We start from the raw sequence: 14,495 nt of genomic DNA on the forward strand, positions 1-14,495 counted from the left end.
ATTATGAGAACGACAACATATTATACATATTTTAACTTTTTTTATTTCTTTTTTAGTAAAGAAATCGAGACGTTGTGTGTATAAATTATAACAATATATTTTAAATGCAAGTCTCGATGAAAATCGAGACTTTTTTTATATGATTAAAACTGTAGCCATACAAGGAGCCAAAGGGTCTTTCCACCATATAGTATCTCGGGAGTTTTTTAATAATCCTGTCGATATCATTGAGTGTATGACTTTTGATCGCGTTGTAGATTCACTACTCTCAAAAGAATGTGATGCAGCAATTATGGCGTTAGAGAATTCTATTGCGGGTTCTATAATTCCTAATTATGCATTGATAGATGATCATAACCTTCATGTTGTAGGCGAACATTATTTAGATATTCAGCATAATTTAATGGCGTTACCTAATCAGAGTATTGATGATATAAAAGAAGTGTATTCGCACCCTATGGCATTGTTACAATGTAAAGCGTTTTTTAGACAGTACCCACATATTAAGTTGGTAGAAGATAAAGATACTGCAGAGGTAGCAGAACGTATTCAGAAAAACCAGCTTAAAAACATTGGTGCAATTGCAAGTGTAATGGCAGCAGATATTTTTGAATTGGAAGTTTTGGCACATAGTATTCAAACTATTAAAAATAACGAAACACGTTTTGCAATAGTAAAACGTACAAATTCTGAAGTGCCAGAACACGAAATAAATAAAGCATCAATTAAGTTTGTGGCTGATCATAAGCGTGGAAGTTTAGCCACTATTTTGAATGTGATGAGCGATTGTAAATTGAATTTAACCAAAATACAGTCGTTACCAATTATAAAAACACCTTGGAAATATGCCTTTTTTGTTGATGTAACTTTTGAAGATTTTGAAGATTTCAAAAAAGCAACCTCTGTCATAGATATTATGAGCGAAGAATTTAAGGTTTTAGGAGAATATAAAAATGCCAAGTTATGATAGCCGTAGCGAACCGATTACATACCGTAGAAGAATATTATTTCTCTAAAAAACTAAGAGAGGTTGGACTACTTATTGCAAGTGGTAAACCTATTATTAATTTAGGTATTGGAAGCCCAGATTTAATGCCGCCACAACGTGTTGTTGATGCCATTAAAGATAGTTTGGTTGATACTACAGCTCACAAATATCAGAGTTACCAAGGTTTGCCAGAATTAAGAGAAGCGATATCTAGTTTTTACAGTACGCATTTTTCTGTCAATGTAAATGCTGCCAATGAAATATTGCCTTTAATGGGCAGTAAGGAAGGTATTATGCATATTTCAATGGCATATTTAAATGAAGGTGATGAAGTTTTAATTCCAAATCCTGGCTATCCAACATACCAATCCGTAACAAAATTGGTAGGAGCAAAGGGTGTTTTATATGATTTGGATGCTTCAAATAACTGGATGCCAAATATTAAGGCCTTAGAACAAAAAGATTTAAGTAAGGTAAAGTTAATGTGGGTAAATTATCCGCATATGCCAACGGGAGCAAAACCAACAGAAACTGTTTTTGAAGATTTAGTGACTTTTGCAAGACGAAACAATATTTTAATTGTAAACGATAATCCGTATAGTTTTGTATTGAATGATAACCCAAAAAGTATTTTAAGTGTTGAAGGTGCAAAAGATGTATGTTTAGAGTTAAACTCATTGAGTAAAACTTTTAACATGGCAGGATGGCGTGTTGGTATGCTTTTAGGAAATAGCGAGCATATTAGTAATGTTTTAAAAGTGAAGAGTAATATGGATTCTGGAATGTTTTATGGCATTCAGAAAGGTGCTATTGAAGCTTTAAAATGTTCGGAAATGTGGTTTGTAACCTTGAATAGTGTGTACAGAAAACGTCGGGAATTAGTTTGGAAATTAGCCGAAGCATTAAACTGTACCTATGATGAAAACGCAACAGGTATGTTTGTATGGGCGAAGTTACCACCATATTTAAAATCTGAAGAGTTTATAGATTTAGTATTGAAGAACAACCATATATTCATTACACCAGGAACCATTTTTGGAACTCAAGGAGAAGGTTATATTAGGTTTTCTTTATGTGCATCAACAGAAATTTTAGAGGAAGCTATAGCAAGAGTAAAGTAAGATGAAAAACATATACGCCATAGGAGTCGGTTTAATAGGAGGTAGTCTTGCCATTGATATCAAAAAGCATAATCCAGATGTGGTTATTCATGGCATAAGTAGAAAAGAGACAACTCTTGATACCGCTTTGGAGTTAGGTTTAATTGAAAAAAAGCCACTCTTGATGATATTGTGCATGCTGATTTGGTAATTATTTCTATTCCTGTAGATGCTACGGTTAAATTATTGCCTACCATTTTGGATAAAATATCTGATACGGGATTGGTAGTTGATGCGGGTTCCACCAAAGAGGATATTTGTAAGGTAGTTGAAAACCATCCGAAGCGAAGAAACTTTTTAGCAATGCACCCTATTGCTGGTACAGAACATTCTGGACCAACGGCTGCTATTGAAGGGTTGTTTAAAGGTAAAACTAACATTGTTTGTGAGGTTGAAAAAACAACGTTTAAGCTTCAAGAAAAAGCTTTAAAATTATTTACAGATATTGGAATGCGTATTAGATATATGAATCCTGTGGACCATGATAAGCATATTGCTTATGTATCTCATTTGTCACATATTAGTGCGTTTATGCTAGGTAAAACGGTAATTGAAAAGGAGAAAAACGAGCGCGATATTTTTGATATGGCAGGAAGTGGATTTGCATCTACGGTGCGTTTGGCTAAAAGTTCGCCAGAAATGTGGACGCCAATTTTTAAACAGAATAAAACTAATGTTATTGAAACCTTAGAAGAGTATATAAATAACTTATCTCATTTTAAAGATTTGATGAAAGATGATAACTTTGAGGCGATCTTTGATGAGATGAAAAACACCAACCATATTAAAGATATATTGAATGGAATAATTTAGCGGTTGTGGATTTGTTTATTTGTTGAACTGTTTAATCGGAAAGTACAGTTAAACAAATAAACTAAAAGTAGGGTTGATAGAAGATGAGAAATAAATTAGTAACAGTTGAACAATGGCAGATATGCCCGCGTTAGGGATTACAGAGGAAAGCCCACAGCCCGACCCTTGTGGTAACGCCCAAAAAAAGAGAATAAAGAGTAAAAAAATAATTAGAAAACAGAATGGCTTAGCGGCTAAATATTAAGTAAAAATGGAAAACACAAAAAAAATGAGAACCTGGTTAGATGATTTGAATTTAGATCATCCGTTAGTAATAGCAGGTCCGTGTAGCGCAGAAACTGAGGAGCAGGTTTTGAAAATTGCTCATGAATTGAAAGATACTGATGTAAGTTATTTTAGAGCTGGTATTTGGAAACCAAGAACACGTCCGGGGAATTTTGAAGGTGTTGGAGCATTGGGCTTAAAATGGTTGCAAAAGGTTAAAGAAGAAACTGGAATGAAGGTGTGTACAGAGGTTGCAAATGCAGCTCATGTAAAATTAGCTTTAGAGCATGATATTGATTTATTGTGGATTGGTGCGCGTTCTACAGTATCGCCTTTTATTATGCAAGAGATTGCTGATGCTTTGGGTGGTACTGATAAACCTGTATTGGTTAAAAACCCTGTGAACCCTGATTTATCGTTATGGTTAGGTGGTATTGAACGTATTTATAGTTCTGGTGTTAAAAATATTGGGGCTATTCATAGAGGGTTTTCTACCTACCAAAAAACGAAATATAGAAATATTCCAGAATGGCAATTGGCTATTGAGTTTCAAAATAAGTTCCCTGATATTCCTTTAATTAACGATCCGTCGCATATTACTGGTAATAGAGAAATGATTTTTGATGTGTCTCAAAACGCTTTAGATTTGAATTTTGATGGGTTGATGATTGAAACACATTACGATCCTGATAATGCTTGGAGTGATGCTGCGCAGCAGGTTACACCATCGACTTTAGTTCAAATTATGAAGGATTTGAAAATAAGAAAAGAAACTAATGCTGAAGCAGAATACAATAGTGCTTTAAATAACTTGAGAGCTCAGATTGATGTTGTTGATAATCAAATTTTGGAGTTATTAGGGCAACGTATGAAAACTTCTGATGGGATTGGGAAACTTAAAAAGCAAAAGAATGTTGCTGTTTTACAATCTAAACGTTGGAATGAAATCCTTGGAAAAATGGTTTTAGAAGGTGAGCAACACGGTTTAAGTGAAGAGTTTATCTTAAGAATGTTTAAAGCGGTTCATCAAGAATCGATTAACCACCAAGAGAAAATTATTAATGGATAGTTTATTCTATTTATAAGTGATAAAAAAATGCCTTGCTTTTGCGAGGCATTTTTTGTTTTAATTTGTCTTACTGTCCCGAAAACTTTCGGAATTATTTCAGTAACTTATTTTTTATTTCTTTTGAAAAGGTATCTAGTAATGAATATACCTTGGTTATCTCCTTTTCCAGCACTTTCTACTGCACTTGTTACAAAAGCTAGTTCCCAGCCTTCTTCAATCATGGTATTGATTTTAGATTCAATTAGTGCATCATTTGCTGCAATATTTTGAAAACGAATACCACCAATATTGAAGAAGTTTAAAAGTTTAGTTTCATCAAAACCTTTAACTCTAATATCTCCACGCTTAGATTTATTTCGAGTATTATCTTCTTCGGTTTGTGTAGTTGTGTATTCTTTGTAATCTTTAGTGTCGTTTGCACTAATAATTCTAGAACGCCCTAATCCACTAGGTACAATAGATTCTACACTTGTCACTACTTTAAATTCTACTTGAGCACTAGTTTCAATAAAACTAAATGCAGCAATTGCTAATACTAATACTAATTTTTTCATGTTGTTGATTTTTGAAAATTATAAGATTAAAGAGCTAATATAAAAATACTCTTACTTTAAAGTGTTTAAAAAAGCTCTGTTTTTTTATTATAGACAGTTCACTTATCAAAAGGTTGCATTCCCTCATTTAAAGTTTTATGTATTTCTGTTTTCAACTAGGTTTGAAGTATAAACCAAAAAATAGAAATTATGAAACTAGTAACTACACTTTTTTTAGTATTAATTCCATTTATAACTTTTTCACAAGCTAATATTAAAGGCGCTGTTTTAGATGAAATTGGAGTGCTATCTGGAGCTAATATTGTTATTAAGAATTCGAAAATTGGAACGATTTCAGATATTGATGGCAATTTTAAAATTAAAGTAAAACCAACAGATACGCTTTTGATATCTTATGTAGGATATACTTCAAAAGAAATTGCAGTTCGGAATAAGAAGGATTTATCAATTGTTTTGGGAGGGAATGTCTCTTTGGATGAGGTGTTTGTTGTAGGATATGGTACTTCTACAAAAACTTTTGTAAAACAGTTTGTTGTAGATTTACAACTAATTGTTATACTATTTCAAAAGATGATAGTATTAAAAATTTCAAATCAGATTTAATTACAGAAAAGCTTTATCCAAACCCATCAAAAACAGGACGTTTTCAATTGAAATTAATTAAAGATTATAAAACTATAGACATACAGGTTTCAAATATGTCTGGTCAATTAGTTAAAAACTTTTCATCTCAACCAAAAAGTAAACGTTTAGATGTAGATTTAAGTTCTTTTAAATCTGGACTTTACATTGTAAATATCATAGTAGACGGAAAAGTATTAGCTGCTAAAAAAGCAATTATTCAATAGTGTAAATCAATTTAAAAATTGTTATTTTGTTTTACACTAATTTAATGAATGACAGGACACGTTTATAAATCTACAGGAAGCTGGTATACCGTTAAAACTCAATTGGGAGAAACGTATCAATGCAGAATTAAGGGCAAATTTCGCTTAAAAGGTATTAAAAGCACCAATCCTATTGCGGTGGGCGATGTTGTAGATTTTGATTTAGAAACTCATAATGACGAAGAAACAGGTGTTATCCATAAAATACATGATAGGAAGAATTACATTGTAAGGAAATCAGTAAATCTGTCCAAGCAAACTCATATTATTTCTGCAAATATCGATCAGGTGTTTTTAATGATTACGATTAATAACCCACCAACTTTAACCAGTTTTATCGACCGGTTTTTGGTAACTGCCGAAGCGTATTCTATTAAAACTATTTTACTTTTTAATAAAATTGACACCTATGATGAAGAAACGCTAAATGAAGTGAAATACTTAGCGCATGTGTATCGGAAAATAGGTTATGAATGTATAGGTATTTCTGCCAAAACAGAAAAGAATGTAGATAAAGTAAAAGGACTAATGCGAGATAAAATTAGCATGTTTGCAGGCCATTCTGGAGTGGGTAAATCTACTTTAGTGAATGCCATAGAGCCCTCATTAGATTTAAAAACTAAAGAGATATCTAATTTACATAGTCAAGGTCAGCACACCACCACATTTGCCGAAATGTTCGACACTAGTTTTGGAGGAAAAATAATAGACACTCCGGGGATAAAAGGTTTTGGTGTTGTTGATATGGATAAAGAAGAAGTAGGCGACTATTTCCCTGAGATTTTTGCACTAAAACAATATTGTAAATTCAATAATTGTTTGCATTTAAAAGAACCAAAATGTGCCGTAAAAGATGCTCTAGATGATGATGAGATTGCATTTTCGCGTTATAGAAGTTATGTGCAAATTTTAGAAGGCGAAGATGAGCATTATAGAACTGATAATTGGGATGAAGAATGAGAGTAGTCATCCAAAGAGTTTCAAAAGCAAGTGTAACCATTGAAGAACAAAAAGTAGCTTCAATAGAAAACGGACTTTTAGTTTTACTTGGTATTGTAAATGAAGATAACCAAGAAGATATCGATTGGTTGTGCAATAAAATAGCAAACCTTAGGGTTTTTAGTGATGAAAAAGGCGTAATGAATAACTCTGTTATTGATGCTGATGGTAAAATTATTGTTGTAAGTCAGTTTACTTTGCATGCTGCTACAAAAAAGGGTAACAGACCAAGTTATATTAAAGCAGCAAAACCAGATGTAGCAATTCCGCTTTATGAATCATTTGTTAAAACACTTGAAGTCATTTCAAATAAACCGATACAAACTGGAAAGTTTGGTGCAAATATGCAAGTTGAATTAATTAATGACGGGCCAGTAACTATTATCATAGATTCAAAAAACAAAGTATAATGGCATCCATATTTGGCCATAGTATTGTTGGTTTTACACTTTCTAAAGTAATTGACAATCGCAATCTAAAATGGTTACTAATTGCTGCCATTGTTTCAACAATTCTTCCAGATTTAGATGTTATAGGTTTTAAAATGGGAGTTCCTTATGAGTCTGCTTTTGGGCATCGTGGATTTTCTCATTCAATACTTTTTGCCTTTTTATGGAGTTTTTATTGATGTTTACTGTTGGTAGAAAGCATAAGTTAGTTTGGTTTTTAGTCGTTTTTTTATCAACAATATCTCACGGGTTTTTAGATGCGATAACAACTGGAGGTGAGGGTGTTGGGTTTTTTATTCCGTTTGAAAATTCTCGATATTTTTTCCCTTGGCGAGTTATTAAAGTATCACCCTTAAGTATCAAAAACTTTTTTACTGCTTGGGGATTTCAGGTTGTTTTGAGTGAAATTAAATATGTTTTTTTACCGTGTTTTATTATGTTATTTGTACGATTTTTATTTAATTTGTTTCAATCGAAGCTTAAATAACATGATATTTCTCATGAAATTGTAGGTTTTCTATCCATAATTTTGTGGGAATAAATAATTATGTTTCTTAATGATTTTAAAAAACCTATCAATTATAGTACTGTTTTTTCTGCCATTTATAGGTTTTTCTCAAGATGATTATTCAATTTTAACGATTCCTGAAAATCTTACTTCAAGTGCTAATGCAGTTATACGTTCTAATGCTGTTACTATATCATTAGAATCCGCAAAAAAAATGACTATTGAAGTTAGTAGAGTTATTACAGTATTAAACAAAGAGGGGAATAAACATGTTGATGCTTATGCTCATTATGATAATAATATAAAAATTAAGGGTTTAAGTGCGATAGTTTTTGATGCAAATGGCAATCAAATCAAGAAAATTAGAAAAAATGATTTTGTTGATGTAAGTGCTGTAGATGGAGGAACTCTTTATTCAGATTCTAGAGTAAAATATTTAGGATATACTCCTGTTGATTATCCTTATACCATTGTTTTTAAAAGTGAAGTTGAAACCGATAATACCGCATTTATTCAACCATTTAATCCTTTAGAAGGCTATTATGTTAGTGTTGAAAATAGTAGTTATACGTTAAATAGTGTAGATGGAATTACCATTAGAAAAAGGAAGTAAACTTTGGCGATTTAAATATTGAAAAGGAAGAGTCTTTGAATAAGATATTTTATAAAACCTCTAATTTAAAGGCTTTAAAGCCAGAAGATCATAGTCCTTCATTTCATGATATCATGCCAAAAGTTTTGTTTGCGTCAAAACAATTTGCATTAACAGGAGAAGAAGCTGAAGCTGAAAGTTGGAGTGATTTTGGAAAATGGATTTATGATGATTTGGTAAAAGAAGCCTATGATTTATCTCCTGAAACTATAAGTTTAATTCAAGATCTAGTAAAAGATGAACCAAATAATATAGAAAAGGCAAAAAAAATATACCAGTATGTTCAAAATAAAACTCGCTATATAAGTGTGCAAGTAGGTATTGGTGGGTGGAAGCCATTCAATGCTTCACAGGTAGATGAATTGGGTTATGGAGATTGTAAGGCGCTAACAAACTATACAATGTCTTTGCTTAAAGCTGCAAATATAGAATCTAACTACACAGTTTTATACGCCGGAAAAAATCAAAGAAACATAGATAAAGATTTTGTGTCCATGCAAGGAAATCATGTAATTTTATCTGTGCCTTCAGAAAAAGGAGATTTATGGTTAGAATGTACAAGTCAGAAATTGCCATTTGGCTTTATTGGCGATTTTACTGACGATAGAGATGTTCTAGTAATTACTCCAGAAGGCGGCAAAATAAAGCATACTAAAAAATACGAGATTGATGAAAGTATACAAACCATAAAAGGAATATGTCAATTAACTCCAAATGGTTCTATTATAGCTAAAGCCAAAGTGGTTTCAGAAGGAATTCAATATGATAATAAATATTGGTTGGAATCTGAAACGGCTAGAGATTTAGATCTTCATTATAAAAAACGCTGGAAGTACATCAACAACTTTTCAATCGAGAACATTCAAATTGATAATGATAAAGAGTCCATAAAATTCAACGAGACTATCGATTTTAATGCGGATAATTATTCAAAAGTAGTTGGAAACAGAATGTTGTTAAATGTTAATATCTTAAACAGAAACACTTATGTGCCAAATCGTTACAGAAATAGAATATTACCCGTTAAAATAAACAGAGGTTTTAGAGATATAGACGAGGTTGAGATAAAACTACCTGAAGGCTATAAAGTTGAATCTCTCCCAATAATAACCAATATTGAAAATCAATTCGGAATATATAAAGCAGAAGTTGTTGAGAAAGAGAATGGAGTTTTAGTTTATAAGAGAACGCTTCAAATGAATGATGGAGAGTTTCCGAGAGAAGACTATGAGGCCTTTAGAGGTTTTTATAAAGCTGTAGCTAAACAAGACAACCATAAAATAGCATTGATAAAAATTTAAATTCATATGAAACATTCCTACTTAGTTATTTTATTACTCATTAGTGTATCTCTAACCGCTCAAAATTATGATTTTGGAAAAATATCAAAAGAAGAATTATTAGAGAAAACTTGCCCTATAGATAGTTCAGCCCATGCTGCGGTAATATATCAATATAGAAATACTTATTTTTCATCCAATGCTGCTGGACCTGAACTGACAACACAAATCCATAAAAGAATTAAGATTTATGATAAAGAGGGTTTTGAAAGTGCTACAGAATATATTAGTCTTTTTGATCCCAGAGGTAGTGGGGAGTCTGTTAGTAAGATAAAGGCATACACTTATAATCTAGAAAACGATAAAATTGTTAAAACCGATCTTGATAGGAATCAAATCTTTAATGATAAAATAAGTTATAATCATAAGCAAGTAAAATTTACAATGCCGAATGTGAAAGAAGGATCGGTTATTGAATTCAGGTATAGAATAACCTCGCCATTCATTTGGAATATAGATGAATTTGTATTTCAAAGAGATATTCCAATTAAACGATTAGAAGCTAAGCTTAAAACACCAAAGGGGTTTAGGTTTAATAGTACTTCAAAAGGCTATGTTGATTTTTATCCTAAACGAACTTCGGAGCATAGTGCTGATTACGAAACAATGATTGTGAATACATATCACTTAGACAATGTACCAGCGCTAAAAGAAGAAAGCTATGTGGATAATATTAATAACTATAGAGCAGGAGCTATGTTCGAGTTAGTTTCAATTGAAATCCCAGGTCAAGTTTATCGAGATTATGCACAATCTTGGGCCGAGGTTGCTAAAACAATTGGGAGCTCTGATGACTATAAAAATAAACTAGATAAAACAGGTTCTTTTGATGATATTTTGGATGATTTGTTGGCTGATGCATCTAGCAAAACGGAAAAAATGGAACGCATCTTCAAGTATGTTAAGGATAATATTACTTGGAATGGTATTGATGGTAAATCGTTTTTTAATGGTATTCGAAAATCTTTGAAAGAGAAGAAAGGAAATACTGGTGATATTAATTTAACATTGGTAGCTATGTTAAGGTATGCTGGTATAGATGCAAATCCAGTTGTTTTAAGTACTAAGGATCATGTTATTCCTTATTTTCCAACCGTAGATAGGTTAAATTATGTAGTAGCGTATGCTGTAATAAATGAAGAAAAATATTTTCTAGATGCTACAGATGAGTTTAGTGACATAAATGTATTACCTATTAAAGATTATAATTGGAAAGGTATTTTGATAAATAACCCAAAATCTGTTTGGGATAAAATTGATTTAAGCGAGCCAGATTTGGCAGTAAGTAGCTGTATGTTAAATGCAGATTTAAGCGAGGATGGCTCAGTAAAAGGAAATTTTAATTCTAAATATTCAAAGCATAAAGCATTTGAATTTAGAAAGAATTTCAAGAATAAAGATCTAGATGAGTTTATTACTTCAAGAGAAGAAAAGTACGACAATATTGAAATTTCAGATTATAAAATAGAAAACACAGATACCTATAAAGGCAATGTTGTCGAATCTTTTAATTATTATCTAGAGGATGGTGTAGATTTAATTGATGATAAAATATATCTTCAACCTTTCCTGTTTCTTAAAATAAAAGAGAATCCGTTTAAATTAGAAAAAAGATTATTTCCTATAGATTTTGGATACCCTTTTTTGAATAGATATATAGTAAAAATTAACATTCCAGAGGGTTATACTGTAGAGTCTAAACTTGCTCCTATTATTCTAAAAATCCCAAATAATCTAGGAGAGTTTAAATATTATCCTACTTTGATGGGTGATAAGTTGCAACTAATGGTTAATTTTAAAATAAATAAAGCAGTTGTAAGCGCTGATAATTATTTATTCATAAAAGAGTTTTTTAATCAGATGCTTATTAAAGAAAACGAACAAATAGTATTAACCAAAATATAATGAACATAGAAAACGCTCAAAAAGAAGTAGATAACTGGATTAAAGAACACGGTGTGCGCTATTTTAACGAGCTTACCAATATGGCACAACTTACCGAAGAAGTTGGTGAAGTAGCCAGAATTATAGCCCGCCGTTACGGTGAGCAAAGTGAAAAAGAAAGTGATAAAGGCAAAGATCTTGGAGAAGAATTAGCCGATGTTTTATTTGTTGTATTGTGTCTTGCAAACCAAACAGGAGTAAACCTTCAAGACGCTTTTGATAAGCGTATGTATAAAAAAGGCAAACGAGACCACGATAGGCACCATAATAATCAAAAATTGAAACCTTAAAAATTATTACAGTCATCTAGATTACATCTTATCTATTGAATACAATAAATGATATCAGATGAAATAATTTATAATTATATTTGACGCTTCTAATTTTAGAAGCGTTTTTTAATAGATTAAAATGAATATCACACTACATAAATCATCAATAAAAAGACAATCAGCAATTGAAATAACAGGCTCTAAAAGTGAGTCGAATAGGTTGTTGCTATTGCAAGCATTATTTCCTGAATTTGATTTAAAAAACGTGTCAAATTCAGATGATAGTAAATTGATGAAAAAAGCTCTAGCTTCAAATGAAGAGCTTGTAGATATTCATCATGCTGGTACAGCAATGCGCTTTTTAACGGCTTATTTTTCGGTGCAAGAAGGCAGAGAAACTATTCTTACGGGTTCTAAACGTATGAAGGAGCGCCCAATAAAAATCTTGGTAGATGCTCTACGAGAATTAGGAGCAGAAATAAGTTATGTTGAAAACAACGGATTTCCACCAATAAAACTAAAAGGTAAAAAGCTTACTAAAAATAAAGTGTCCCTTAACGCAAACGTAAGTAGTCAGTATATCTCTGCACTGTTGTTGATTGCTTCAAAATTAGAAAATGGTATAGAATTAACTTTAGAAGGAGAAATAACCTCAATACCATACATTAACATGACCTTGAGTTTATTGAACGAAATAGGCATTAAAACAGCATTTGAAAACAATGTGATTACGGTATATCCTTTAAAAGAAAATTTAAAACCTAAAACACTTACTGTGGAGTCAGATTGGTCATCGGCTTCCTACTATTTCAGTATCGCTGCTATTAGCGATGTTGGTACAGAAATTACATTGTCATCTTATAAAGAAAACTCACTACAAGGTGATTCTTGTTTAGTTGATATATACAAACACTTTGGAGTTGTTTCAGCATTCGGCGACAATAGTATCACTCTTAAAAAAGAAAAATCAGAGTTAAAGACATTAACGTTAGATTTAAAAAACGCTCCCGATATTGCGCAAACCATAGCCGTAACATGCTTTACTTTAGGGATTCCATGTGATTTAACAGGACTTCACACACTTAAAATCAAAGAAACTGACAGACTTGTAGCTCTAAAAACCGAAATTGAAAAATTAGGTGGCAAGGTAGACATCACAGATAAATCATTACACTTAAAAGCATCAAAAGGTATAAAACCAATGGTGCCAATTGCAACTTATCACGATCATAGAATGGCAATGGCATTTGCCCCAATTGCATTAAAACAATCTTTAATCATAGAAGAGGCAGGAGTAGTTTCAAAAAGTTATCCAACGTTTTGGGAAGATTTAAAATCCATTGGATTTGAAATAAGTGAATAATAATCACGCTTTTACTTGACAACCCCTATCTCGAGATTGTATATTTGCAACCTTGTAAAAAATAACAACGCTTAATTAAATATATTAATCTATGAAATTATCGCACTTTGGTTTTGAGTTACCAGAAGAATTATTAGCAGAATACCCTTCAGAAAATAGAGATGAATCTCGCTTAATGGTTTTAAACAGAAAAGAAAAAACCATAGAACATAAGCAGTTCAAAGATCTTATCAATTATTTTGAGGAAGATGATGTTATGATACTTAATAACACCAAAGTATTTCCTGCAAGATTGTACGGTAATAAAGAAAAAACAGGTGCAAGAATAGAGGTGTTTTTATTAAGAGAATTAAATGAAGAACAACGCCTATGGGATGTGTTGGTAGACCCAGCAAGAAAAATCAGAATAGGCAATAAACTTTATTTTGGCGAAGATGAAACTTTAGTTGCAGAGGTTATAGATAACACAACATCAAGAGGGCGTACATTACGTTTTTTATACGATGGTTCTTACCAAGAATTCAGAATAAAATTGAATGAATTAGGAGAAACTCCACTTCCAAAATACATTAAAAGAGAAGTAGAGGCCTCAGATGAAGAAAGATACCAAACTATTTTCGCTAAAAATGAAGGCGCAGTAGCAGCACCAACAGCAGGTTTGCATTTTTCCAAACATTTATTAAAACGTTTAGAAATCAAAGGCATAAACTTCGCTGAGGTTACATTACATGTTGGTTTAGGGACATTCAATCCGGTAGAGGTAGAAGATTTATCTAAGCACAAAATGGATAGCGAAGAAGTAGTCATCGAGGCAGAAGCTGTTAAAATAATCAACGAAGGTATTAAAAGAAAAAAGCGCGTTTGTGCAGTAGGTACAACTGCTATGCGTACCATTGAAAGTGCTGTATCTTCTAGCGGTTTACTTAACGAAAGAGATGGTTGGACCAACAAATTTATATTCCCTCCCTACGATTTTAGTATCGCTAATTGCATGATTACCAATTTTCATACACCAAAATCAACGTTGCTTATGATGGCCTCGGCCTTTGCAGGTCACGATTTTATAATGGAAGCCTATCAAGAAGCTATAAAAGAAAAATACAAGTTCTATAGCTATGGCGACGCCATGTTAATTATATAAAAATTCAAGCCTCGTTTTTACGGGGCTTTTTTATTTTTTGGGCATTACCCACAAGGGGTCGGGCTTTTCGCTATATCTTTCTGCAAAGCAGT

14 protein-coding genes and 2 pseudogenes are annotated in these 14,495 nt (G+C 32.1%); 15 read left to right on the top strand and 1 reads right to left on the bottom strand.

The features are described 5' to 3' along the window. Positions 1-139 precede the first annotated feature (139 nt). From AC0L5U_RS17340 to AC0L5U_RS17355, 4 genes and pseudogenes are all read left to right on the top strand, one after another. Positions 140-967: a prephenate dehydratase gene (locus tag AC0L5U_RS17340; protein WP_473417704.1), complete on the top strand. Its 828-nt coding sequence runs from the start codon at positions 140-142 to the stop codon at positions 965-967. Beyond that, positions 964-2,109, top strand: coding sequence for a pyridoxal phosphate-dependent aminotransferase (locus tag AC0L5U_RS17345; RefSeq protein WP_473417705.1), 1,146 nt, complete (start codon positions 964-966; stop codon positions 2,107-2,109). Before AC0L5U_RS17340 ends, AC0L5U_RS17345 begins: the two co-directional genes overlap by 4 nt. 1 nt (position 2,110) lies before the next feature. Next, positions 2,111-2,961, top strand: a pseudogene (locus AC0L5U_RS17350) (prephenate dehydrogenase). A 250-nt stretch (positions 2,962-3,211) separates the two neighbouring features. Beyond that, entirely contained in the window at positions 3,212-4,294 is a 1,083-nt protein-coding gene (locus AC0L5U_RS17355) for a chorismate mutase (protein ID WP_473417706.1), read from the top strand. A gap of 104 nt (positions 4,295-4,398) precedes the next feature. On the opposite strand, the gene AC0L5U_RS17360 is transcribed toward AC0L5U_RS17355, so the two are convergent. Further along, positions 4,399-4,848: a hypothetical protein gene (locus AC0L5U_RS17360; RefSeq protein ID WP_473417707.1), complete on the bottom strand. Its 450-nt coding sequence runs from the start codon at positions 4,846-4,848 to the stop codon at positions 4,399-4,401. Positions 4,849-5,037: 189 nt separating this feature from the next. Between AC0L5U_RS17360 and AC0L5U_RS17365 the strand changes: the two genes are divergently transcribed. The 11 genes and pseudogenes from AC0L5U_RS17365 to queA all read left to right on the top strand — a co-directional run bounded on the left by AC0L5U_RS17365 (position 5,038) and on the right by queA (position 14,403). Next, positions 5,038-5,451: a carboxypeptidase-like regulatory domain-containing protein gene (locus AC0L5U_RS17365; RefSeq protein WP_473417708.1), complete on the top strand. Its 414-nt coding sequence runs from the start codon at positions 5,038-5,040 to the stop codon at positions 5,449-5,451. Beyond that, positions 5,451-5,696, top strand: coding sequence for a T9SS type A sorting domain-containing protein (locus AC0L5U_RS17370; protein ID WP_473418326.1), 246 nt, complete (start codon positions 5,451-5,453; stop codon positions 5,694-5,696). The genes AC0L5U_RS17365 and AC0L5U_RS17370 overlap by 1 nt, the downstream gene beginning before the upstream one ends. Before the next feature lie 48 nt (positions 5,697-5,744). Further along, complete coding sequence (rsgA, locus tag AC0L5U_RS17375; protein ID WP_473417709.1) at positions 5,745-6,695, top strand: ribosome small subunit-dependent GTPase A; 951 nt, start codon at positions 5,745-5,747, stop codon at positions 6,693-6,695. Then, entirely contained in the window at positions 6,692-7,144 is a 453-nt protein-coding gene (gene dtd, locus AC0L5U_RS17380; protein WP_473417710.1) for a D-aminoacyl-tRNA deacylase, read from the top strand. The genes rsgA and dtd overlap by 4 nt, the downstream gene beginning before the upstream one ends. After that, positions 7,144-7,670: pseudogene (locus tag AC0L5U_RS17385) on the top strand (metal-dependent hydrolase). Before dtd ends, AC0L5U_RS17385 begins: the two are co-directional and overlap by 1 nt. 70 nt (positions 7,671-7,740) lie before the next feature. After that, positions 7,741-8,304 (top strand): DUF3857 domain-containing protein, encoded by a 564-nt coding sequence (locus AC0L5U_RS17390; protein WP_473417711.1) that lies wholly within the window; start codon positions 7,741-7,743, stop codon positions 8,302-8,304. Positions 8,305-8,339: 35 nt separating this feature from the next. Next, positions 8,340-9,644, top strand: a complete 1,305-nt coding sequence (locus AC0L5U_RS17395) for a transglutaminase domain-containing protein (RefSeq protein ID WP_473417712.1) — start codon at positions 8,340-8,342, stop codon at positions 9,642-9,644. Positions 9,645-9,650: 6 nt separating this feature from the next. Continuing rightward, positions 9,651-11,588 carry a DUF3857 domain-containing protein gene (locus AC0L5U_RS17400; RefSeq protein ID WP_473417713.1) on the top strand — a complete coding sequence of 646 codons (1,938 nt, stop codon included), beginning with the start codon at positions 9,651-9,653 and terminating at the stop codon, positions 11,586-11,588. Then, on the top strand, positions 11,588-11,917 hold the full coding sequence (locus tag AC0L5U_RS17405; protein WP_473417714.1) for a nucleotide pyrophosphohydrolase: 330 nt from the start codon (positions 11,588-11,590) through the stop codon (positions 11,915-11,917). The genes AC0L5U_RS17400 and AC0L5U_RS17405 overlap by 1 nt, the downstream gene beginning before the upstream one ends. 121 nt (positions 11,918-12,038) lie before the next feature. Continuing rightward, positions 12,039-13,262 (top strand): 3-phosphoshikimate 1-carboxyvinyltransferase, encoded by a 1,224-nt coding sequence (locus tag AC0L5U_RS17410; RefSeq protein WP_473417715.1) that lies wholly within the window; start codon positions 12,039-12,041, stop codon positions 13,260-13,262. Between the two features lie 91 nt (positions 13,263-13,353). Further along, positions 13,354-14,403 (top strand): tRNA preQ1(34) S-adenosylmethionine ribosyltransferase-isomerase QueA, encoded by a 1,050-nt coding sequence (queA, locus tag AC0L5U_RS17415; RefSeq protein ID WP_473417716.1) that lies wholly within the window; start codon positions 13,354-13,356, stop codon positions 14,401-14,403. The last annotated feature ends 92 nt before the right edge of the window (positions 14,404-14,495 follow it).

Source organism: Jejuia sp. G7-7 (genome assembly GCF_055808955.1).